The organism is Streptomyces enissocaesilis (genome assembly GCF_039533765.1).
GTDB classification, from domain to species: domain Bacteria; phylum Actinomycetota; class Actinomycetes; order Streptomycetales; family Streptomycetaceae; genus Streptomyces; species Streptomyces enissocaesilis.
On the sequence record NZ_BAAAUD010000013.1, the window covers coordinates 285,931 to 307,056 of the forward strand.

At 69.2% G+C, this 21,126-nt stretch carries 21 protein-coding genes and 1 pseudogene; 10 read left to right on the forward strand and 12 right to left on the reverse strand.

The window, feature by feature from the left end:
• Window positions 1-348: 348 nt before the first annotated feature.
• Complete coding sequence (locus ABD374_RS06875; protein ID WP_344492265.1) at window positions 349-1,263, reverse strand: YceI family protein; 915 nt, start codon at window positions 1,261-1,263, stop codon at window positions 349-351.
• Window positions 1,264-1,449: 186 nt separating this feature from the next.
• Here ABD374_RS06875 and ABD374_RS06880 point away from each other — a divergent pair, with 186 nt between their 5' ends.
• On the forward strand, window positions 1,450-2,628 hold the full coding sequence (locus ABD374_RS06880) for a MalY/PatB family protein (protein ID WP_344492268.1): 1,179 nt from the start codon (window positions 1,450-1,452) through the stop codon (window positions 2,626-2,628).
• A 253-nt stretch (window positions 2,629-2,881) separates the two neighbouring features.
• On the opposite strand, the gene ABD374_RS06885 is transcribed toward ABD374_RS06880, so the two are convergent.
• Window positions 2,882-3,910, reverse strand: a complete 1,029-nt coding sequence (locus ABD374_RS06885) for a GlxA family transcriptional regulator (protein WP_344492462.1) — start codon at window positions 3,908-3,910, stop codon at window positions 2,882-2,884.
• A gap of 147 nt (window positions 3,911-4,057) precedes the next feature.
• Between ABD374_RS06885 and ABD374_RS06890 the strand changes: the two genes are divergently transcribed.
• From ABD374_RS06890 to ABD374_RS06900, 3 genes are all read left to right on the forward strand, one after another.
• Window positions 4,058-4,648: an isochorismatase family protein gene (locus ABD374_RS06890; RefSeq protein ID WP_344492271.1), complete on the forward strand. Its 591-nt coding sequence runs from the start codon at window positions 4,058-4,060 to the stop codon at window positions 4,646-4,648.
• Window positions 4,648-5,382: a cysteine hydrolase family protein gene (locus ABD374_RS06895; RefSeq protein ID WP_344492274.1), complete on the forward strand. Its 735-nt coding sequence runs from the start codon at window positions 4,648-4,650 to the stop codon at window positions 5,380-5,382. Before ABD374_RS06890 ends, ABD374_RS06895 begins: the two co-directional genes overlap by 1 nt.
• Window positions 5,383-5,504: 122 nt before the next feature.
• A complete protein-coding gene (locus ABD374_RS06900; protein WP_344492276.1) occupies window positions 5,505-6,641 on the forward strand; it encodes a hypothetical protein in 1,137 nt (378 codons plus the stop codon).
• An 839-nt stretch (window positions 6,642-7,480) separates the two neighbouring features.
• On the opposite strand, the gene ABD374_RS06905 is transcribed toward ABD374_RS06900, so the two are convergent.
• Together ABD374_RS06905 and ABD374_RS06910 are read right to left on the reverse strand one after the other, a co-directional pair.
• On the reverse strand, window positions 7,481-7,918 hold the full coding sequence (locus ABD374_RS06905; RefSeq protein ID WP_344492278.1) for an ATP-binding protein: 438 nt from the start codon (window positions 7,916-7,918) through the stop codon (window positions 7,481-7,483).
• Between the two features lie 119 nt (window positions 7,919-8,037).
• A complete protein-coding gene (locus ABD374_RS06910; protein WP_344492281.1) occupies window positions 8,038-8,433 on the reverse strand; it encodes an STAS domain-containing protein in 396 nt (131 codons plus the stop codon).
• Window positions 8,434-8,755: 322 nt separating this feature from the next.
• Here ABD374_RS06910 and ABD374_RS06915 point away from each other — a divergent pair, with 322 nt between their 5' ends.
• Together ABD374_RS06915 and ABD374_RS06920 are read left to right on the forward strand one after the other, a co-directional pair.
• Window positions 8,756-10,225: a PP2C family protein-serine/threonine phosphatase gene (locus tag ABD374_RS06915; RefSeq protein WP_344492284.1), complete on the forward strand. Its 1,470-nt coding sequence runs from the start codon at window positions 8,756-8,758 to the stop codon at window positions 10,223-10,225.
• Complete coding sequence (locus ABD374_RS06920) at window positions 10,222-10,590, forward strand: STAS domain-containing protein (RefSeq protein WP_344492287.1); 369 nt, start codon at window positions 10,222-10,224, stop codon at window positions 10,588-10,590. The genes ABD374_RS06915 and ABD374_RS06920 overlap by 4 nt, the downstream gene beginning before the upstream one ends.
• Window positions 10,591-10,780: 190 nt before the next feature.
• Here the strand turns inward: ABD374_RS06920 and ABD374_RS06925 are convergent, their stop codons facing one another.
• The gene (locus ABD374_RS06925; RefSeq protein WP_344492290.1) at window positions 10,781-11,086 is read right to left on the reverse strand and encodes a hypothetical protein; all 306 of its coding nucleotides are present in this window, start codon (window positions 11,084-11,086) and stop codon (window positions 10,781-10,783) included.
• A gap of 370 nt (window positions 11,087-11,456) precedes the next feature.
• Window positions 11,457-11,861, reverse strand: coding sequence for an ATP-binding protein (locus ABD374_RS06930; protein ID WP_344492293.1), 405 nt, complete (start codon window positions 11,859-11,861; stop codon window positions 11,457-11,459).
• Between the two features lie 753 nt (window positions 11,862-12,614).
• On the opposite strand from ABD374_RS06930, the gene ABD374_RS06935 reads away from it, so the two are divergent.
• Entirely contained in the window at window positions 12,615-12,815 is a 201-nt protein-coding gene (locus tag ABD374_RS06935; protein ID WP_058941408.1) for a cold-shock protein, read from the forward strand.
• Window positions 12,816-13,296: 481 nt separating this feature from the next.
• Here the strand turns inward: ABD374_RS06935 and ABD374_RS06940 are convergent, their stop codons facing one another.
• The 6 genes from ABD374_RS06940 to ABD374_RS06965 all read right to left on the reverse strand — a co-directional run bounded on the left by ABD374_RS06940 (window position 13,297) and on the right by ABD374_RS06965 (window position 18,612).
• On the reverse strand, window positions 13,297-13,830 hold the full coding sequence (locus ABD374_RS06940) for a hypothetical protein (RefSeq protein ID WP_344492300.1): 534 nt from the start codon (window positions 13,828-13,830) through the stop codon (window positions 13,297-13,299).
• Between the two features lie 640 nt (window positions 13,831-14,470).
• Window positions 14,471-14,902 carry an SsgA family sporulation/cell division regulator gene (locus ABD374_RS06945; RefSeq protein ID WP_344492303.1) on the reverse strand — a complete coding sequence of 144 codons (432 nt, stop codon included), beginning with the start codon at window positions 14,900-14,902 and terminating at the stop codon, window positions 14,471-14,473.
• Entirely contained in the window at window positions 14,899-15,258 is a 360-nt protein-coding gene (locus tag ABD374_RS06950; protein ID WP_344492306.1) for a hypothetical protein, read from the reverse strand. The genes ABD374_RS06945 and ABD374_RS06950 overlap by 4 nt, the downstream gene beginning before the upstream one ends.
• 749 nt (window positions 15,259-16,007) lie before the next feature.
• Window positions 16,008-16,622 carry an FMN reductase gene (locus tag ABD374_RS06955; protein ID WP_344492309.1) on the reverse strand — a complete coding sequence of 205 codons (615 nt, stop codon included), beginning with the start codon at window positions 16,620-16,622 and terminating at the stop codon, window positions 16,008-16,010.
• Window positions 16,619-17,716, reverse strand: coding sequence for an LLM class flavin-dependent oxidoreductase (locus tag ABD374_RS06960; protein WP_344492312.1), 1,098 nt, complete (start codon window positions 17,714-17,716; stop codon window positions 16,619-16,621). The genes ABD374_RS06955 and ABD374_RS06960 overlap by 4 nt, the downstream gene beginning before the upstream one ends.
• 59 nt (window positions 17,717-17,775) lie before the next feature.
• Window positions 17,776-18,612 (reverse strand): alpha/beta fold hydrolase, encoded by an 837-nt coding sequence (locus tag ABD374_RS06965; protein WP_344492314.1) that lies wholly within the window; start codon window positions 18,610-18,612, stop codon window positions 17,776-17,778.
• Between the two features lie 663 nt (window positions 18,613-19,275).
• On the opposite strand from ABD374_RS06965, the pseudogene ABD374_RS06970 reads away from it, so the two are divergent.
• The 3 genes and pseudogenes from ABD374_RS06970 to ABD374_RS06980 all read left to right on the forward strand — a co-directional run.
• Window positions 19,276-19,446, forward strand: a pseudogene (locus tag ABD374_RS06970) (IS5 family transposase); the annotation flags it as partial.
• Window positions 19,447-19,770: 324 nt separating this feature from the next.
• Complete coding sequence (locus ABD374_RS06975) at window positions 19,771-20,232, forward strand: hypothetical protein (protein WP_344492316.1); 462 nt, start codon at window positions 19,771-19,773, stop codon at window positions 20,230-20,232.
• A complete protein-coding gene (locus tag ABD374_RS06980) occupies window positions 20,229-20,867 on the forward strand; it encodes an IS5 family transposase (protein ID WP_344492319.1) in 639 nt (212 codons plus the stop codon). Before ABD374_RS06975 ends, ABD374_RS06980 begins: the two co-directional genes overlap by 4 nt.
• Window positions 20,868-21,126: the final 259 nt, after the last annotated feature.

The window sequence follows — 21,126 nt, forward strand, 5'->3', positions numbered from 1 at the left end:
CGCTCTCGTCCTGTTCCCCACTGTCCTGCCGGTCATCGGACGACTCCTCGACGAAGGGAAGCTGTGGGCCGCGCAGGGGTGGCCCGGCCGGATCCTGCCGGAGGCCGCGACGAATATTTATCAGACCTATCCGCCCCTTCAACACCCCCCGGGCGCCAATTCCCCGGCAAAAACCGCTCATTGATCCGATGACTGGTGTGATGAGCGGCCTCAGCACGATCAGCGTGATGAGGCCGCCCGGAACGCGGAAGCCTCCGGCCGCGCCCGCGAGGGCACGACCGGAGGCTCCTGTCGCCGACCGGTGCCGTACGGTGCCGACCGTCACCAGCCGGTGCCGTACGGTCCGGACTAGTCCGGCGGGGTCGGGGTGTCCGGCCCCTGGAACATCGTCTGGATGTCCAGCTCCAGCTTGACCGTGGGACCGACGATGGCGATGCCGCGCGCGAGCATGTTCCGCCAGTTCAGGGTGTAGTCCTCGCGGTGCAGCTCGGCCGTGGCACGCGCGGCGCACCGCAGTTCCTCCCCGTACCCGCCGTTGACCGCGCCGAGGTAGGTGGTGTCCAGGACCACCGAGCGGCTGACGCCGTGCATGGTCAGGGAGCCCTGCACGCCCCAGTTGTTGCCGCCCCGGTAGACGAAGCGGTCGCTGATGAAGTGGATGTACGGGTAGTTCTCGACGTCGAGGAAGTCGGCGGACCGCAGGTGACCGTCGCGCGTGTTGTTGCCCGTCGTGATGCTCGACGCGTCGATCCGTATCTCGACCTGCGAGTCCTCGACGTTGTGCGCGACGCGCACGCCGCCCTCGAAGCGCTCGAACCGCCCGTGGACGTTCGCCATGCCGACGTGCCGCGCGATGAAGCGGATCGCCGTGTGGGGCGGGTCGAAGAGCCAGGTGCCGGGCGACGGCGGCTCCAGCTGCTCGGCCACCTCGAGCTGCACGCGGCCCATCGGCAGCGTCTCGCCGGCCGCGATGTCGAAGGTCCAGCGGGCGGGCTGCATGCCCTCCGCCGTCATCAGCAGGCTGTACGCGCCGGGCGGCAGGGCCGCGCAGAACAGGCCGTACGCGTCCGTGGTCCCCTTGGCCAGCGCGCGGCCGGTGGTCTTGGCCGTCACCGTGACCTCGGCGCCGCCGAGCGGTTGTCCGATCGGGTCCACCACTTCGCAGTTGATGGTGCCCGCCCCGGCCGGCGCGGGGAGCACGAGTCCGACGCCTCCGCCGAGGGCCGCCTTCGATCGCCTGCGACGAAGGAGTGAGAGGACCATGTAGTTCACCTTTCAATCGAGGCAGTCCAGGATAGATCGTTACCGGAATCATCCGTTCATCCCCCTCGCGTCCCCGGGCCGGAACCGCTGGTGAACGAGGGGCAGCCGCCTCCGGCCGGTGCCGGCGGAGCGCAGACCTCGGCCGAGGACCTGCGGCCCTCCCCGCCCGGCGTTAGGTTCGCCACCATGGACGCGATACGGCACGGCTCACCCGGCGACCCCAATCCCCTGCGCCGACTCTCCCCGGACGAGTTGCGTCGGCGTACGAGCATGAAATGGCGCGCGTACCCGGACGACGTGCTGCCGCTGTGGGTGGCGGAGATGGACGTGCCGCTCGCCGAGCCGGTGGCGCGCGCGATCACGGACGCGGTCGCGCTCGGAGACACCGGCTATCCGTTCGGAACCGGCTACGCCGAGGCGCTGGCGGAGTTCGCGCAGAAGCGGTGGGGCTGGGACGGTCCGGCGCCGGAGCGGACGGCGATCGTGCCCGATGTGATGCTGGGCATCGTCGAGGTGCTCAAGGCGATCAGCGGTCCGGGCGATCCGGTGGTGGTCAACTGCCCCGTCTACCCGCCGTTCTACCCCTTCGTGGAGCACATGGACCGGCGGATCGTCGAAGCACCGCTCGGCGGTGACCTGCGGATCGATCCCGCCGGTCTGGAAAACGCGTTCCGGGCGGCCACCGCGGACGGGGGCCGGGCAGCGTACCTGTTGTGCAGCCCGCACAACCCGACCGGCACGGTGCACACCCACGGTGAACTGGCCGCCGTGGCCGCGCTGGCGGACAGGTACGGGGTGCGGGTGGTCGTCGACGAGATCCACGCCCCCGTCGTGGCTTCCGGAACGGCGTTCGTGCCGTACCTGAGCGTGCCCGGGACGGAGAGCGGCCTCTCCCTGATGTCGGCGTCCAAGGCATGGAACCTGGCCGGCCTCAAGGCCGCGCTCGCCGTCGCCGGACCCGCCGCAGCCGACGACCTCGCACGCATACCCGAAGAAGTGAGCCACGGGCCCAGCCACCTCGGCGTCATCGCCCACACCGCCGCCCTGCGAAACGGCACCGAGTGGCTCGACGCGGTGCTCGCCGGGCTGGACCAGAACCGCCGGCTGCTCGCCGGCCTGCTGGCCGAGCACCTGCCGGGCGTGCGCTACCGGCCCGCGGAAGGCACGTACCTCGCCTGGCTCGACTGCCGGTCACTCGGTCTGGGCGACGACCCGGCCGAGGTCTTCCTCGAACGCGGCCGAGTCGCCCTCAACTCCGGGAAGACCTTCGGCACCGGCGGCGCCGGCCATGTGCGGCTGAACCTCGCGACCTCGCCCGAAACGATCACAGAGGCGGTACGTCGCATGACCGCCGCAGCCGCCTGACGACGGCGCGCACGGAACGACCGCCGGCCCGCCGCGAAGGCCCTGTCCGGCGCCGACCAGGACTGACGTGCGGCGTCTTCGGGAGAGCTCGGCCGCCTCGCGCCCTGCGGCAGGGCGCGCCCTCCGCAGAGGAGGCAGAGCCGCATCCGTCGACTCCACCGCATGCCCCTCCCCGCCTGCCCGCCGCGTGAGGACGCTCCGCGACCGGGAGGGCCGACTGGGGCCTGCGGGCCGCAAGGGCGGAGCAGGGACTTCATCGAGCCGCGTTGCCGCTCTTGGCCGTCGCCGTCCGTGTCCGGAAGCGGCGCCGGTACTCGGTCGGTGTCGTGTCGAGTCTGCGGCGGAAGGCCCTGACCAGGGTGTCGACGGTGCCGAATCCGCAGGTGGAGGCGACCCGTTCCAGGGTGGCGTCGGTGGATTCGAGCTGGTGGCGCGCCACTTCGACGCGGGCCGACTCGATGTAGGCATGCGGGGTCATGCCGAGTTCGGTCTTGAAGATCCGGGTGAGCTGCCGGTCGCTGACGTGGGCGCACGCGGCGAGGTCCGCGACCGTGAGGGGTTCAGCGATGTTACGCATGATGTGGTGGCGGAGATCCTCGATGCGCCGCGTCGTGGCGACCTGCTCCAGGGGAACGCTGAACTGGCTCTGCCCGCTCGGCCGTTTCAGGTACATCACGAGTTGCCGGGCGACGCGCAACGCGACGGCCTCACCCAGGTCGTCGGCGATGAGGGCGAGTGAGAGGTCGAGGCAGGCGCTGATTCCGGCACCGGTCCAGACATCGCCTTCACGGATGAAGATGGGGTCGGCGTCGACCTCGACGGCCGGATGGTCGGCGGCGAGCTGCCGCGCTGTCGACCAGTGGGTGGTGGCGCGCTTGCCGTCGAGGAGTCCGGCGGCCGCGAGGATGTGCGCCCCGACGCAGACAGATGTGACCCTCCGGGTCCGGCCGGCGAGTTGTCTCACCCGTTCCACCACGGCGGGATCGACGAGCGGGTGCACGCGGCGCTGATCGTCCACCTCGACCGCGCCGGGCACGATCAGCGTGTCGATGCCCTGCGCACACGGTTCGGACAGCTGGTCGAAGGTGACGTCGGGCAGGACCCGGACCCCGGCGCCGGTGGTGACCGGGTCCATGGTCGCGGCGGCCAGGACGACGTCGTAGGCCGCCGCCTCGTCCGTCTCGCGCCGTGCGAGGGAGAACACCTCCGGTGGTCCGGTGACGTCGAGCAGGTCGACGCCTTCGAAGAGGACTATGACGATCAGTCGTCCGACGGTGCTCAATCGATCCCCCACGTTCGGCAACAGCCATGTCGGTATCTGCATGTTAGTTGACATTGCCGACGCCCGGTGGTGGGCCATAGCGTCATGGGCACAGGGCACCGCACCGGTGAACTGCTCCCCCCGACAGGCGACTCCAGGCGGTTTCCCATGCCCAGAACGACACTGCGTCAGCTCAACGGCTTCGACGACACCCCGGCGAAGCTCGCCGAGTCCACCCTGGTCCTCGTCGACTACCAGAACACCTACACGACCGGTGTCATGGAACTGGACGGCTGGCAGGCCGCGCTCGACGCCGCCGCCCAACTGCTGGCACGGGCCCGCCAGGTGGGCACGAAGGTCATCCATGTGGTCAACGACGGCGGCGAGGGCACCCCGTACGACATCCGGGCCGAGATCGGCCGGATCCACCCGAGCGTCGCACCGGTCGACGGTGAGCCCGTCGTCGTCAAGAAGGCACCGAACGCCTTCGTCGGCACGGATCTGGACGAGCACGTCGACGCCGCGGGCAACAGCGACCTCGTCATCGCCGGGTTCATGACGCACATGTGCGTGGCGTTCACCGCCCAGGGCGCCTTCCTGCGCGGCAACCGCCCCACCGTCGTGGCCGACGCCAGCGCCACCCGCGCGCTGCCGGTCGCGGGCACCGAACTGGACGCCCGCCAGGTGCACCACAGCGCCCTCGCCACCATCGCCGACCTGTACGGGGTCGTCGTTCCGTCCCAGAAGGAGATCTCCTGATGAAGCTGCTCCGCCCGGCCGTCGCCCTCGCCACCGCCGCCGTCCTCTCGGCCGGCGTCACCGCCTGCGGCGGAAGTTCCGAGGCCGCCGCGTCCAAGGACGAGCCGTCGGCCTCCACCGCTGCCACCGCCGCCGCCGGGAAGAACGTCGCGAAGGACACGACAACGCTGCGGGAGCTCAACGGCTTCGACGAGACCCCTGCCACGCTCTCCGACGCGACGCTCATCCTCGTCGACTACCAGAACACCTACACCGAGGGCGTGATGGAACTCGACGGGTGGAAGCCGGCGGTGGACAACGCCGCAGCCCTGCTGAAGCGGGCCCGCAAGGCGGGTACGCCGGTCATCCACATCGTCGACAAGGGCTACGACCTGAAGTCGAAGGCGGGCCAGATCATCCCGGCACTCAAGCCGGCCAAGGGCGAGCCCGTCGTCGAGAAGAGCGTCCCGAACGGCTTCCACGGCACCGATCTCGCCGAGAAGGTCAAGAAGGCCGGGAACGAGAACGTCATCATCGCCGGGTTCATGACGAACATGTGCACCCTGTTCACGACCCAGGGCGCGTTCCTCAACGGCAACAAGCCGACCGTGGTGGCCGACGCCTCCGCGACCCGGCCGCTGCCGCTGAAGGGCGACCCGGACGGCGTTCCCGCCCAGCAGGTCCATCAAGCCGCTCTCGCCACGGTCCAGGACCTCTACGGAGTCGTGGTCCCGTCGCAGAAGTCCCTGACCTGAGACCACCCGACCCCCACCCCTGACCCCCCACCCTGAAGTCCCCCCACCCTGATCTCCCCCCACGCCGTCCCCCCACATCACCGAGATCACTTTCACTCACCACAGAAAGCAGAAGACGGGGCATGGCAACACGTAGAGGATTTCTGGGTACCGCGTCGGCCGTCGGAGCGGCAACGCTCTTCACCGGCCAGTCGGCCTCCACCGCGTCGGCGGCGACCGCGGGGACCACCGCGACCGACGAGAAAGCGGCACGCGACGCGATACGCGCCGTCAACGCGAGAATGCGCGCGAATTACGCAACCCTCAAGAGCGAACTGACGACGCAGCTCAGCCCGGTCATCGTCGTCTCGAACAACGCGGTCGGCGGACGCTTCACCCTCATCAACGGCGGCAGACAGATCGAGACCGTCGACCCGGTCCCGGAATACTTCGAACTGGCCAAGTCGATCGCCCACGTTCCCCTGGGGATCTACTCGGTGATCGCCGCCTACCTCAGCGATCAGGTCCCCAACATCCCCAACGCGGACCGCATCGACCCGCACGACCTGGGCATGGTCGTCACGAAGGCACCGGGCGACAGTGGCTGGATCACCCCGCTGACCGCCTTCGGGACCACACTGCAGGCGGCGCGAACCAAGCTCGAGACGGCGAACCTCCCTCTCGACCTCGAAGGTTCGTGCGACAAGATCCTCGGCGAGGCCGTCAAGTTCATCGACGCCTCCGTCGCGGCCCGGTCGTTCGACATGGTGTCGTTCAACCGGTTCGCCGCCACCGTCTACCCGTCCATCCGCGTCAACATGACCTTCGCCGCCACCGCACAGATCACCGGCATCGAAGGACTCATGAAGCGGTGGCGCACGCTGATCGGCGAGAAGGCGTGGAGCGACCTCTACGTCACGGTGCTGTCGATCTGGACCACGGCCGAGCTGAACCAGGCGTCCATCATCATCCGCCGCACCATGAACCAGGCGAAGGTGGACACCCATCTGATCGACCTGCCGACCGTGGAGACCCCCTCGGACTCGATTGCCGTGGCCCTGGACAACCTGGCACGCATCGTCCAGGACAACGTCGCCGCCGAGATGGTCTTCAACACCGACCTCAAGGTCGCCGACGCCCTCAAGGGCAAGGAGGACCTGCTCTCCGACGAGATCCTCCAGCAGATCGGCGGGACGGCGCCCACCGCCAGGACCGCCGCCTTCGGTGCGGCGGCAGCGACCGGCGCCTGCCCGATCACCGGACGCACCGCAGCGGTGTGATCACCGGGCACCCCCCGCTCCTGGAGCGGGGGGTGCCCCCTTCGGAACGCCCGCGCGGCGGGCAATCGCCGCGACGCCGGCCTCGGTGCCGTCCTTCGCGACCTCGGTGAGGGCGGCGACAAGCCGCTGGCGTCGGCTCGTCGGCCTTGTTGTTCGTCGGCGCCTGGCACGGCCCCTTGCAGCTGACCACGCCGCCCGGCTACGCCAGACTCTCCGGGCTCGGGATACCCAACACTCTGGCCGGAGTGGTCGTGCCGAACATATGCGCGCCCCTGGCCGTCCTGCTGCTCCGTCAGCGCATACAGGCCCTCCCCAGGGAACTGCTGGACCGGGCGCCGCCCGGATGGACGGCCGTGGGCCGTGGAGCAGCGTGGTGCACGGCCGTCGCTTCCTGCCCGGAACTGACAGCCTGCGTTCGAATTCGTCAGGAACACCCCCGCCCGGCACCAGCGATCGAACGGTTCAACCCGGCCCGGGTCACAGCCATTCAAGGCTCGCCCCGGATATGTGAAGCCCCACGTTCACCTCACCCCCGTGAGGCATCCACCTAAGGCAAAACGCCACTCAAAAAGAGCGTTTCAGCGACGCTTCTCATCTGTAAAGTTACCGAAAGAACAGATATATCTTTCTTTTTCATGCGAACGAGTCCTTCCCGATCCCGCTCAACCGGGGACTGTCAGGTGTTCGCCACGCCGCTCCCTCTCCGCCGCGCACAACGGCTGCCCCGGGAGCGCGGAACAATCCCGCTTGCCAACACCACCGGCTCACCCCTGCTCGGGACGCGCTGAGATGCGGGTGTCAACCGAGGGTCATGGTCGCGAAGCGGGTTGCGGCCGTGATCACCACCGGAGGAAGGCGTGCACGGTCTTTCCTGCGTCTTCCGGCACGGTGATGGTCTGCTCGGCGACGGTGTTGATCAGGTGCCATCCGATCCCGCCGCGCCCGGTCAAGTCGACTGAACGGGGCTTCGGAGCCGTGGGGCTGGTGTCAGTCAGGGCGATCTGCACGGTGTCGGCCACTGCCCGCAGACGGACGCTGAAGGGGCCGGGCGCGTACGCGAAGGCGTTGGAGGCCAACTCGGCGACGACCAGCAGCACATCGTCGTACGCATCGGGTGAGGCCGGCGGCTGCATGCGCTCCAAGCCGCGAAGGAAGACGGCTGCGCCTTCGCGTGCCTCGGTCACATTGCTCAGTTCGCCCTCGAAATGCCAGGTCTGTTCGACGGCCAAGGTGTTCAGGGCGGCTTCGCTGTGCAAGGTTTTTCGTTCGACGCTCATGGCACTCTCCCTTTCGCTCTGGCGGAACCGGAGGGTTGCCCTGTCGACTTCCCGATCCTTGCGCGGGCATGTCCGTCTTCCGGGGTTTGTGTGCGCGCAGGTGGCGAGCCGAGATCGTTTCAGGACCGGAGCAGAGCGAGGGCGGCATCGACAGTGGGGGTGACGGCGAGGGCCTGGTCGGCGCCCGTGATGTCCAACAACCGCCGAAGAGGTGCTCCCACCTGGGCGAGCACAAGACCTTCGACGGGGCCGGTGCCCTTGTGCAGTTGCAGGAAGCAGTTCAAGCCGCTGGAGTCGCAGAATGCCAGGCCGGTGCAGTCCAGCACGATCCGCTGCCGACCGTGAACGTGCATGGCGGCATTCACCGCGTCCATGAGGAGCGGGACCGTGGTGAGGTCGAGGTCTCCGCCCAGCCGCAGAATGGGGATGCCTTCATCAATGGCGGACTGGGCGGTGAAGCGCGGTTCGCTGATCTCCGGCACCTGGTCTGTCCCAGCGTTCGTCGGGTTCTCCATCGTTCGAACAGTACAGAGACAGCCCTCGTCGCCACTACTCCCACCGCAGAAAGCTACGGAACGGTAACCGGCCTCGAACGATCGAGTGGAAAGCGATGGCTTCATCGGTCGGTCCATCCGCGCGGCCCTGGCGTTTCCGCACCTCGTCTGCGCGCCCTCGGACCGCCCGGCACAGCCCGCTGTGCCGGCCGTCTCCCGACGGCGGCGTGAGCACCACGAAGTCTCCTCGCCGGATCGGGTGAGGCCGGGGGCGTTCGGTAGAGTTCCGGGGTGCTGGCTGTCCGGTCGGTGCCTTCCTGGGGGGATGAGCGAGACGAGGAACATGCCGGAGCAAGCGAGTCCGCCTGCGATAGCACCGAGCGAGCCTCTGGCCGCGCCGGTCGAGGCGGCGCGGATGGCGGCGGTGCGCCGTTACGACATTCTCGACACCCCTCCGGACGGCGCCTACGACAGAGTCGCGGCGCTGGCCGCGCGGCTGTTCGAGGTGCCGGTGGCGACGGTGACGATCGTGGACGAGGACCGCATCTGGTTCAAGGCCACGCACGGGCTGGAAGGCGTCAGCGAGATCGGCCGCGATCCCGGGCTGTGCGCCTCGGCAGTGCTCACCGATGACACCACCGTCATCCCCGACACCCTGCTGGACCCGGTCGCCTGCTCCAACCCGCTGGTCGCCGGCCCGATGGGGGTACGGTTCTACGCCGCCGCTCCGATCATCACCGCCGACGGGTACCGGCTGGGCACGGTCAACATCCTCGACACCCGCCCCCGCGAGATCAGCGAGGCCGACGCCTCCACCCTCGGGGACCTGGCCGCCGTGGTGGGCGACCAGCTGGAACTGCGGCTGTCGGCGCTGAACGTGGTACGCGCCGAGCAGGAGCGCCGCAAGGTCGAGCAGGAGAGGCGCCAGGCGGAGGAAGAGGCCCGGCAGCGGGCGGAGCGGGACAAGGCGGCCATCGCCGCGTTCGCCTCCACCCTGCAGCGCACCCTGGTGCCTCCCGCGCTGCCCGCGGTACCGGGCCTGGAGCTGGCCTGCCATTACAAGACCGCCTCACCGCAGGAAGTGGGCGGTGACTTCTACGACGTCTTCCCCGTGGGCGGGGGCCGGTGGGCGTTCTTCCTGGGCGATGTGTGCGGCAAGGGCGCCGAAGCCGCCTCGGTCACCTCACTGACCCGCTACACGCTGAGGGCCGCGGCCCTCGTCGACGCGGACCCGATGGCCGCGCTGAAGGCCCTGAACACGGCGCTGCTGCTGGACGCGGCGGTCGGCACCCGCTTCTGCACCACCATCATCGGCCTGCTCGATCCGGTCCAAGGCGGCGGTTTCACGGTCACGCTGGCCACCGGCGGTCACCCGCCCGCCTACCACCTCAGCCCCACCGGGGGCGGCGGTGTACGGGTCGAGGCGGCCCGTGCCCAGGGCGGCATGCTGGTCGGCGCGTTCGCCGAGGCCGCCTTCGCCTCACACACCCTGCGCCTGGCACCCGGCGAGGGGCTGCTGCTGTACACCGACGGGCTGACCGAGGCCCGCACCCTTGATGGCCACATGCTCGCCGACACGGGCCTGACCGACTTCCTCGCCCAGCGGCCGGCGCCGGTCAGTGCCGGCGCCCTGATCGACGACACCGTCGCACTCCTGGACACGCTCCCCGACACCGAACGCGACGACGTGGCCCTGCTGGCCCTGTCCGTCCCCACCCCCGATGCCGCTCCCTCAGGCATCACCACCACCGCTCACAGCGCCGCCGCCCCGACCGCCGACGTCTCCGTCGGGCAGGAGAACCGACGCCCATGACCGACGCATTCCGCATCGACGTCCCGCACACCGACGGCGCCCTGGCCGTGATCGCGCTGTCCGGCGAATTCGACATCACCACCGCACCCGCCGTCCGGTCCCGCGCCCTGGAGCTCATCGCGGACGGACACCCGGACCTGGTCGCCGACCTGGCGGGCGTCACCTTCTGCGACTCCTCCGGCCTGGGCGCCCTGGTCGGCATCTGGCGCTGCGCCAAGGACGCCGACGGCTCCCTGACCCTGGCGACCATCCCCGACCGGCTGGGCCGCCTGCTCAGCGTCACCGGGATGGACACCTTCCTGCCCGCCTACCCCAGCGCCGAGGCCGCGCTCGCCGCCTGCCAGGGCAACCGCACCACCGCCTGAAGACCCTCGCTCGCAGGGGTGGCACCAGCGGGCCCGCCCGGCACAGCCCAGCCCCACGGCTGGGCGCGGGGGCATGACCAAGCGCTCGTCGCGACCGACGTACTGGTCGCGACGCGCGCTCATCGGCTCCGCCATGGCGCCGCACGCCGGCGTGCGGCGCGCCGGATGCCGCCCTTCACCCGCGGACGGGTCAGTGGGACTCGTCGTAGGGGTCGCGGCTGCCGGACTTGGCCAGCCCGCGGCTGATCATGTAGCCGACGGTCAGGATCACGATGTACCACCACGCCTGGTCGGCGCGGAAGTAGTCGCGGTGGCCCTCTTCGGTGCCCACGACCATGGAAGCGATCAGTACCGCGACCACGGCGGCGAGGTAGATGAAGAACTCGGTCGTCTTCAGCGCCGACTTCGTCTCGGTCGACAGACGACGGGGACGGTGCGCGGCAGGGCCGCCGCCCGCAGGGTCGGTCGGGTTCCCGGCCGGGTTTCCTATGGTCATGGCGATGCATCCATCCTGTCCGTGCGAAGCACCTCATGCACTCCACGAGAGCGGAAGCGCCGCGTCAAGATCAACGCTCCCAGCCTCCGAATACCCGAAATCAGCCATGTAAACAGCAGATAAAAAAATGCCCCATACACCTGCCGTGCCCGGGGTCTGCTCAGCCGCCCGCCGGACAAACCGTCCCCATGGCCTGAAGTGCCGTGATGGCCGGAGGGGCCGCAGCGCAGGCTCGCCCCGTGGCCGGCCCCAGCCATCGCGTCCTGGCTGGTGTGCATCCGATTCTTGCTGCCTGCCCGGGCCACACGCACCGCACCTCCCGCAGGTGACAGCGCCCCCGGGCGCCCGGACGGTCCCTGCGGCTGTCTTCTCACCAGGCCAGGCAGGTGCGCACGGTCTTCCCGCCGTCGGGGCCGGACAGAACAAGGACGTCGTCAGCGAGCCGGTTGACCAGGCCCCAGCCCCACCCGCCGAGTGCACCGGTGATGTCCGGGACGCGCGGCCGGGGAAGCGCGGCGCTGGTGTCCCTGACCTCAATCAGCACACCACCGTCCCACGTCGCCAGGCACAGCGTGCACGGACCGGGGGCATGGCGGACCGCGTTGGTGACCAGCTCGCTGGCCACCAGCAGCACCGCGTCCGTCGCGCCGGGACTCCCCGGATGCCCGCGGCTGTTTTCCGCATCGGCCAGGAACCCGGTGGTGAACTGCCGGGCCAGAGCAGGAGCGTCCGTGGCGCCGGCCAGGTCGATGCAACGCCGAGAGGTAACAGTCATAGACGGGGTTCCCTGAGTAAGGCGGTCGGGGGGCTCATGGTGCTGCCGTCGATACGCCTGCCCGCTGAGAGACTCGCTATCGGACACCAGGTGGTGTGTTTACGCAGAGAGTGCCGACCCGGCCGTCGTAAGTTGCCGGTCCTTCCGCCGACAAGCTCCGCGGCGAGCCCTGGCCGCCCGGGAGGCCCAGGGGCTCCGCAGACTCGGGCCGGCTGTCGGTGACGGAATGGGACAGCAGCAGCCGTGCCTCCTCGACAGCGGCGGAGATGACGAAAGGCTCCCCGCGCCGATCAGCCTCAACAACGACCGAAACTGCTTCCGGGCCGCGGCACGCGCCAGAGCGCCATCAGCGTCCTGGACGGCCTGCCGGGCCGCCGGCAGCGCGCCGAACCCACGCGAGTCGCCACACGACAGGCCCGCGCGGTCCAGCACGACTCGCCGATAACCGGCGTTGATCAGCGCCACGACCTGACCGTGTCGCTTGAGGCCGTCGGCGTGCAGGCCCCGGACGCGGTACTGGACGCCCCGCACCGGGTCGAGCGGCGCGGGGGCCGAGCGGGCCGCTTCGACGCCACCCGATCCGCCGAAGGGCGCAGCTGGGCCTCACCGGCGGGGGCCCGGAAGAGCAGCGTGTCATCTCATCGGATAAACCGCGTGGAGCGGGGTAGAACGGCTGTGGTCCCTGATCCAGCAGGGGCTGGGGCACGTCCGACCGTGGGCCTGCTCCGCGCATGAGCGAAGGACGAATGCAGTATGGCCAGCGGCACCGTGAAGTGGTTCAACTCCGAGAAGGGCTTCGGGTTCATCGAGCAGGAAGGTGGCCCGGACGTCTTCGCCCACTACTCCGAAATCCAGGGCAACGGGTATCGCGAGCTGACCGAGGGCGAGCGCGTCACGTTCGACGTCGGCCAGGGCCCGAAGGGCCCGCAGGCGCAGAACATCGTCCGGGGCTGAACCCCTGTCACCTGCTTCCGGGGCTGTCCGTCACCTCCTGTGCCCGTTGGCAGAAGTGAGACGACAGCGGAAAAGACGAAGGGCCGCGAGTGCTGTCGCGGCCCTTTCGCCTGTCTTGCGCGGCCGTCTCGCGGCGTGTCGAGGAGGTCGATCCGCCCGGCGCATCTGCTGCAAGGCAGCCAACCGCGCGGCTCACCCGCAGCGCATGCGCCGACTCAATCACCGCCTCTCCCCACGCCCGGCGCAGCCACACTCCGTATCCAGCAGGCACCGGGAGCCGCAGGCATATCGGTTCTGGCTTCCCGGCGACGCAGGTAGCAGGGGGACTCAACGAAGTTGCAGGATCTGGTCCGCGCTCAGACGGAGGCTCCGAAGGCGGGGCTGAGCCCTTGGAGAACGGTGCCCGTCGGGCACCTCCTCGATGGCCGGCGTGGGGCAGGCACCGCGGACCGGTGATAGCTGACGGCCGGGTGGTCCGGCATCATCCGATGGCGAACAGCCCGGGGAAAGCTACGGTCGATTCAGAGGTATCCCTATCGATGAGATGTGGCAGCGTGCGCCGGGCGACGGCCAGTGCCACCTCGACTGCGGGCGGTTCGGCGCCCATCAGCTCGGCCGCCTCATTGACGCCGAAGCCGATCCAGCGGCACAACACCACACTGTCGGCGCACCCGTCCGGGAGCTGTCCGTACAGCACGAGCAGGCCCGGGTCCCGCGGTCCGATCCGGTCGGCCCGCCGTCCTACCTGAAGGCGCAGTTCACGCCAGACCTCGGCAGCGGGACAGGGCTGACTCAACAACCAGGCCCAGTGATTCCGGGCGGACGCCAGTGTGGCGGTCACGGCCGCGCAGGCCGAATCACCAGGCAGACGCGCTTCGGCATAGCGCATGTATCTCGGCCGGTTCCGCTCGACGAAAGCTGTGAATCCGAGGTCCGCCACCAGTGCGGTCGCCAACGTCGGTGGGGGACAGCGGGCGGTGCGTTCGCTTTGCGGCATGACGGAGGAGGAGGACAAGAGAATGAGGGCTCCTCAAGGGTGCGGGGGGCCACTGCCGGCCCCAGTGTTCAGTGCCGCACGTGTGAGCGGCGAAGGGAATGGGCCCCACACAGCCGTCAAGGGCTGCGCAGATGAGAACCGAGGGGCTGGTGGTGCTCGGCGCAGGAGGCGAGGGCCCCCGTGTTGCCAGGTCACCTTGCAGGTGGACGTTCGAGCCCCGATCCCGTCTCGCGTTCCTCGCGGCCGTCGGTGCCGGCGCCAGTAGCGCGTCCGGCACCACAACGGACAACTTGGCTCTTCCCGGGACCGGTCGCGGCGGGCCATGTACCCGCTGGAGAAGGAGTTCCTCCGATGTCCGCCTCTGGCGCCACGGCTCGCGTCGTCCTCAAGGTGCCCGTAGGGTTCTTCTCCTCCGACGCGCTCCCACACCGGCCTCATCAACTGTGCTGCCCCCTCGGGTGATGGACCCTGGCCAGGCAATATGCCTGCCCCCGAATAGGGCAGCACGCCTCTCGCGTGCTCCACGTCGGAACCCCGTGCGGGCCCTCCCACCTCGTGGCGGATCTGCGGACTCTCTACGCCCGGCGGGCCGGAGCGCGAGCAGCGACCTACGGCGCGGGAGGCGGAGGTGTTCGTCCTGTACGAGAGCCTCCACCCACTATGAATCCGCATTCTTGACGCCCGCCGGAAGGAGCTCCATCAATATCCGATCGAGTGCGGTGTCTATCTCCTCGCCGCAGTACTCCTCGGCGGACCGCGTCATGACCACGAAGTCACGCACATCGGCCGATGCCATCCTGACGACACACCAGGCCCGCCCGGAAGTGAGTTCGACGTCCGTCTCGTCCTCGCCGTGCGGACGGACACGCACATCACCCTCGCCCGACGGAAGGATGAGCCCGGTGGCGAGCAGATCCCTACTGAATACCCAGGTGGCGATCGGTGGCTCGTTCTCACTCACCCGGAACTCCATCCGAATCGCCAGCGGATCGCCCGGCAAGTGCCGCATGACCAGAGGCAGTTCATGCCATTCGTCCGCCACCACCGACTGTACTGTCACGTTGATTTGCTTCTCAACGGGGAGTCTCATGCCAATCCCTTTCGCCACAACTCGAAATTAGGGGTTCTCCGGATGACGGCGAGTCTCCCCAAGCACACGATCTTGACCTCGTGCGCACAGCTTGAAGAACAGAGTCGGCCCAGTCGGCTCGTCGCCCGTACCGCGTCCCAGAAGGGGCCGGCGACCGGCTTGGGTTCGGGCAGGGCGGCGGCGTGGCAGACGTCCGGAACCTCGACGATGACTGCCCCAGCGCGCTGAGCGCCGAAGCGACGCCCACAGGGGTTGATCGCGCGGTCGGCCTGGCCAGCAGGGCCCAGGACGGCTTCTTCCACCCCGTCGCCGCCGAGGCCGTCTGCGTGAAGGCCGCGGCCGTGGTGGACGTCCATGGGGGACGTCCACTCTTCGGGTTCTCGTCGGCGTGGAGCCGGGGAGATGCCCCTGCAGCTCGCCGAGGCTCTCGCCCTCATGCGGTATGTACGCGGCGACGTCCACGAACCCGACGACGTTCTCCGGGGCGCCGTTCACGTTGGTCAGTGCGCTGCGTAGGAGTGACTGACGAGTACGACGGGGCCGTCGATCTGGGAGACCCGTGGGTGACGTCGGAGGCGAGGCAGCGCAGTGGGTTCGGTGGCTCGATCACAGGGATGCCGCAGTTCCGAGATGACGCCTGAAGCATGTCGCAGAAGGCTGTAGCGCGGGCCGAGGCGTTGTGGGGTGGCAAGGTCCCGAGCCAGGCGGCGGTCCTTCCCTGGAGATCAACGCCTCCAGCAGCGTGGCGGGCGGCACAAGCTGGTCGTCAGGGCCCGCTCCCTCGTGGTACACCCGCACCCCGCGCCGCTTCGCAAATGCCGCAGCTCCACGAGGTTCATGGTTTTGTAACTGCCCGGAGGACCCCGCCTGCGCGGCGGGCCGGGGGGGTCGAGCCGCTCCTCGACAGGTGCCAGTTCCCCCGCCCTGCCGTCGACGGGCGTCCTCACGCCGCCGACGTCCTCGGGAAGGGCCATGTTGTCCATCGGTTCACGCCCATCCGCCGCCCAGGGGCCGCACCGGACGAGAATCGATTTCAGGCGCGGTGGCGGCGGATCAACATGAAGCACGGGGGCCCGACCCGACCTCCCCGAGGACGTCCCCTGCCTCAGTCGAAGCGCAAGTCGGCGAGTTGCCGTTCGAGCGCGGTGACGTCATCCTCGGGCTCCGCGCGGGCCGGGCGGGCGGCCATGAGCGCGGCCAGCTCGCCGCCCGCCCGTCGAATGCGCGAGGGAAGGCCGTCGGTGTACTCGTCTCCCCCTGATCCCCAGTCCTCGGACGCCGCGTACACCGCCGTCGGGACGATGGCGGCGCGCAGATAGGCGAAGAGCGGGCGCAGGGCGTGCTCCAGGACCAGAGAGTGGCGAGCGGTACCACCCGTCGCCGCGACCAGGACCGGTTTCCCGGTGAAGGCGTCCGGGTCGATCAGGTCGAAGAAGGACTTGAACAGCCCGCTGTAGGAAGCCGTGAACACGGGAGTCACGGCGATCAGACCGTCGGCCTCCTTCACTGCGTCGACAGCTGCGGCCAGTTGGGGCGGTGGAAAGCCGGTTACAAGATGGCTGGCGATGTCGCGGGCCAGTTCGCGCAGCTCGATGACCTCGGCCGGCACGGTATGTCCATGGGCCCCGAGTTCACCGCCGACGGACTCGACGAGCCGGTCCGCGAGCAGGCGGGTGGAGGAGGGGGAGCTCAGCCCCGCGGAAACGGCGATCAGCTTCATGCGGCGGTCGCTTCCCGCGTCGTTGCGGCGGCGATGCCCCGTTCCGTGTGCGTCGGTGCGTTCGGCACGTCGGCCGGGCGTCCGTTCGCGAACTCCTTGCGCAGCACGGGCACGACCTCTTCGCCGAGAATGTCGAGCTGTTCCAGGACGGTCTTCAGGGGCAGGCCCGCGTGATCCATCAGGAAGAGCTGGCGCTGGTAGTCGCCGACAGACTCCCGGAAGGTCAGGGTCCGCTCGATGACCTGCTGGGGAGAGCCCACGGTCAGCGGTGTCTGCTCGGTGAACTCCTCCAGCGAGGGGCCGTGGCCGTACACGGGAGCATTATCGAAGTACGGGCGGAACTCTCGCACGGCGTCTTGGGAGTTCTTCCGCATGAAGACCTGTCCGCCGAGACCCACGATGGCATCCTCCGGACGGCCGTGACCGTGGTGAGCGTAGCGACGCCGGTACAGCTGGACCATGCGCCTGGTGTGCTCCATCGGCCAGAAGATGTTGTTGTGGAAGAAGCCGTCGCCGTAGAACGCGGCCTGCTCCGCGATCTCCGGGGACCTGATGGATCCGTGCCAGACGAACGGCGGGGTGCCGTCCAGCGGCCGGGGTGTCGAGGTAAAGGCCTGCAGGGGCGTACGGAACGTGCCCTCCCAGTCCACGACGTCCTCGCGCCACAACCGGCGCAGCAGTGCGTAGTTCTCTTTGGCAAGGTTGATGCCCTGGCGGATGTCCTGCCCGAACCACGGGTACACAGGGCCTGTATTGCCACGCCCCAGCATGAGGTCGACCCGGCCGTCGGCCAGGTGCTGGAGTGTTGCGTAGTCCTCCGCGATCTTCACCGGGTCGTTGGTGGTGATCAGCGTCGTGGCGGTGGACAGGATCAGCTTCTCGGTGCGGGCGGCGATATAGCCGAGCATCGTGGTCGGGGACGACGGTACGAACGGCGGATTGTGGTGCTCGCCTGTCGCGAAGACGTCAAGGCCGACTTCCTCGGCCTTGAGCGCGATGGCGATCATCGCCTTGATGCGCTCATGCTCCGACGGCGTGCGGCCGGTGGTCGGGTCGGGTGTCACGTCTCCGACGGTGAAGATGCCGAATTGCATGTGTTCTCCTGAACCTGTCTGGATCCTGCGGATGTGGACTGGAAGCGACGGGTGCGGCGTCACTTCGCCAGGAAGGCGAGGAGGGCTGTGTTGACCTCCTCCGCGTGGGTCCACAGAAGGCCGTGCGGGGCCCCCTCGATCTCCACGTAGTCGGCGGACGGGAGAATCTGGTGGAACGGCCGCGCCGTTCCCTCGGCCGGGAGGATCCGGTCGGCCGTTCCATGCAGGATGAGCGCTGGGACGTCGACTGCGGGGACGTCGTCGCGGAAGTCGGTGTACCAGGTGGAGGGCGCGGCCGCGGCCGCGAAGGAACCGCCGCCGGCCGCGACGTTCCAGCTGTTGCGCACCGCTTCGGCGCTGATCCTGGTGCCGAGGTTCTCGTCGAGGTTGTAGAAGTCGTTGAAGAAGGCCGTGTAGTAGGCGTACCGGTCGGCCTCGACGGCGGCGACGACTCCGTCGAAGAATTCCTTGGGGGCGACGCCGTCGGGGTTGTCGTCGTTCTTGAGCAGGAACGGCTCCAGCGAGGCCAGGAAGGCGACCTTGGCGACCCGGTCGGAGCCGTACGTGGACACATAGCGGGCGACCTCACCGGTGCCCATGGAGAACCCCACAAGGACGGCGTTGCGCAGGTCGAGGGTCTCTATCACGGTGTTCAGGTCGGCGGCGAAGGTGTCGTAGTCGTACCCGGCCGTCGGCTGGGCGGACTGCCCGAATCCGCGACGATCGTAGGTGATCACGCGGTAACCGGCGTCGAGCAGCGCAGCGCTCTGCCGCTCCCAGGAGTGCCCGTCGAGCGGGAAGCCGTGGATGAGGACGACCGGCTGACCGGTGCCGTGGTCCTCGTAGTACAGGTCGATGGCGGTGGAGTTTTCCTGACCCACGGTGATGTACGGCATGGGGTGCTTCCTCGATTCAGGTCGGCTGGTCCGCACATCTGTGCGGCACGGAATGCCGTCACGCTACGGTCGGCACTGCGCCGCCAGTTGTCGCGTGACGCACCACGCCTTGCCCACAGGCGCAGAGTTGCGCCCGGAATCATTCGACGTCGGTCGGCTGGGCGTCGGCTTTCGCCGTCACGAGCCGGTCGACCGGACCTGGAGTTGGCCGAGAGCCTGCGGAGGATGGACGCCAGATGGGCTTCGCCGTGTGCGGGGAGACGACCATGGCGGCGGCCGACCCGTTGGGTGTGCGCCGCCGCAGCCAGTGTGGCGACCTTGCGTTCCGAGGCGGTGAGCGCGGCCCAGCCCTGGGTGGGACGTGGTCGAGCCGCGATGCGCCGATCGGAGCAGGTCATGGCTCGGTCCAGGACCGCCCGGAGCCGACTCCGGCCTGCGCGTACGCTCCGTACGCGCAGGCCGGCGCGGGTCGCCGTGAACGAGGCCCGAGGCCGGCGAGGCGAGCCGTGCCAGCTCATGCAGTTCCTCGGCGCGTCCCTGGCCGACAACGCACCCGTGGGCACGTGCGATCGAGGCCGTCTCCTCCAGCAGTACGGCCTTCCCGATCCCCGGCTCTCGTCCGAGCAGAGCGATCGTGCCGCCGTCACTGTCCCGCACGGCCCCGACCGGACCTACGGCCGGCTCATGCTCCACCGCTGCCTCGCCCGCGACCACGAAACCCTGCCCACCCGCTCCGAAGCCGTGATCAACATTGCCATGACCGACCTGATGGCCCGCCGCCTTACCAGCGAGAACACCATCTCCTGGCGCGACCCGAAGACGAGCACAGAACAGAATAGGCCATCTCGGGATGAAACATCGGACGAAAGCGACCTCTTAGGCGGCGGAAAAGAGACCGGGTCCAAGGGGAACAGCAGCAACGGAAGGGGAATCACGATCGAGTTGACGAGGTGCTCGACGAGCTGCCCCGACGCGTTTCCGCTTCCGAACAGCACCTCGCCGTGGTTGTCGAGCGAGACGTGCGCCGAGGGCAGGTCCTGTCGATCTGACTGGCTGAGTAAAACCCAGGTGCGGCGGGTCGCCGCGATGGGGGTGGGATGCCGGGCATGACGATCGTTCTGAACGAGCCCGGCGTCGATGGGCCGACCCGGGTCGTGGATGCCCTCCGCGTGTGGCAGGACGACCGAACGCCGCCGCAACTCCATCCGGGAGACCTCGGCTGGGCCTGGGCGCTGGGCGCTGGGCGCGGAGAGGCTGGCCGCGGCCGTCCGCACCTGGAGCGTGGACGGACGGATCATTGCCGTCGGATCCCTGGACGACCCTGATGTGCTGCGCCTGACGACCGCGCCGGATCTGCGACAGGACGGTGATCCGGCGCGCCGGCTGCTGGCGGACCTCGATGATCCGGAGCGCGGGGTCCTGCCGCCCGGAAAGGTCGGTCTCGAAATCCCCGACGGCGCCCTGCTCCGCGAGGTCCTCCTGGAGGCGGGCTGGACGTCAGCCGAGCCGCCTGAAAATGATCAGGCGGCGGTGTCGGACAGGCCGCGTCGCTGCCCCTGGCAGGGCCCGAACGCCCTTCGAGGACATGGGGCAGGTCGGGGTTCCATGATGGTCGGATGATTCGCCGTGGTGAATCGACCGATGCGGCCTGGGCACGGATCATGCCGCTGTTGCCGCGCTCCAACGGGCGTCGTGGCCGGTGGCGGGATCATCGCCAGGTCATCGACGGGCTCTTGTGGAAGGTACGCACGAGTGCGCCGTGGCGGGATCTGCCGGAGCGGTATGGGCCGTGGAAGACCTGCCATGAGCGGCTGCGCCGATGGACGGCGGATGGGACCTGGGATCAGATCCTCACGCAGGTCCAGGCGCACGATGACGGGGTCGGGACGGTCGAGTGGGCGGTGTCGGCCGGCTCCACCATCGCCCGGGCCCCATCAGCATGCGGCAGGGGCCCGGAAAAAGAGGGCCGCGGCACGTGGCCGGTTGCGCCGGTCGGCGGCGAGGCACTGGGACGATCCCGCGGCGGGTTGAGCACCGAAGTGCACCTGGCTGTGGACGGGAGCGGCCGTCCGATGTCGATCCTGCTGACGCCCGGACAGGCCGGTGACAACCCGCAGTTGGTGCCGCTACTGGAAGCGATCCGGGTGCCCCGGCCGGGGCCGGGACGTGCGCAGCGCGACAAGCGCCTCGGAACCGGTGGGCGTCCACGCGTAGTTGTCGAGTCCGACCCCCTGCGTCCCCCTTCCCGGCCATGAAGGACTGCAGCAGGGCGCGCAGGCCGGGAGGGAGGGAACCGGCCCTCAGCGCCAGCAGCGCGGGGGCCAGCAGCAGGATGGCGGGCCCTCGCCACCGCACAGGACCGTTCGACGGAGTCGGCCATCACCTTGTTGCTCTTTCCGCCGATCCGGTCGATGGCGCCTTCCATGACGTCCCGGCACCCGCTGTCACAGGCATCGGGTTTCCGAACCGTCGAACCCGAACTGCGTCCGAGGGGCTGGAGCAGCTGGATCGACA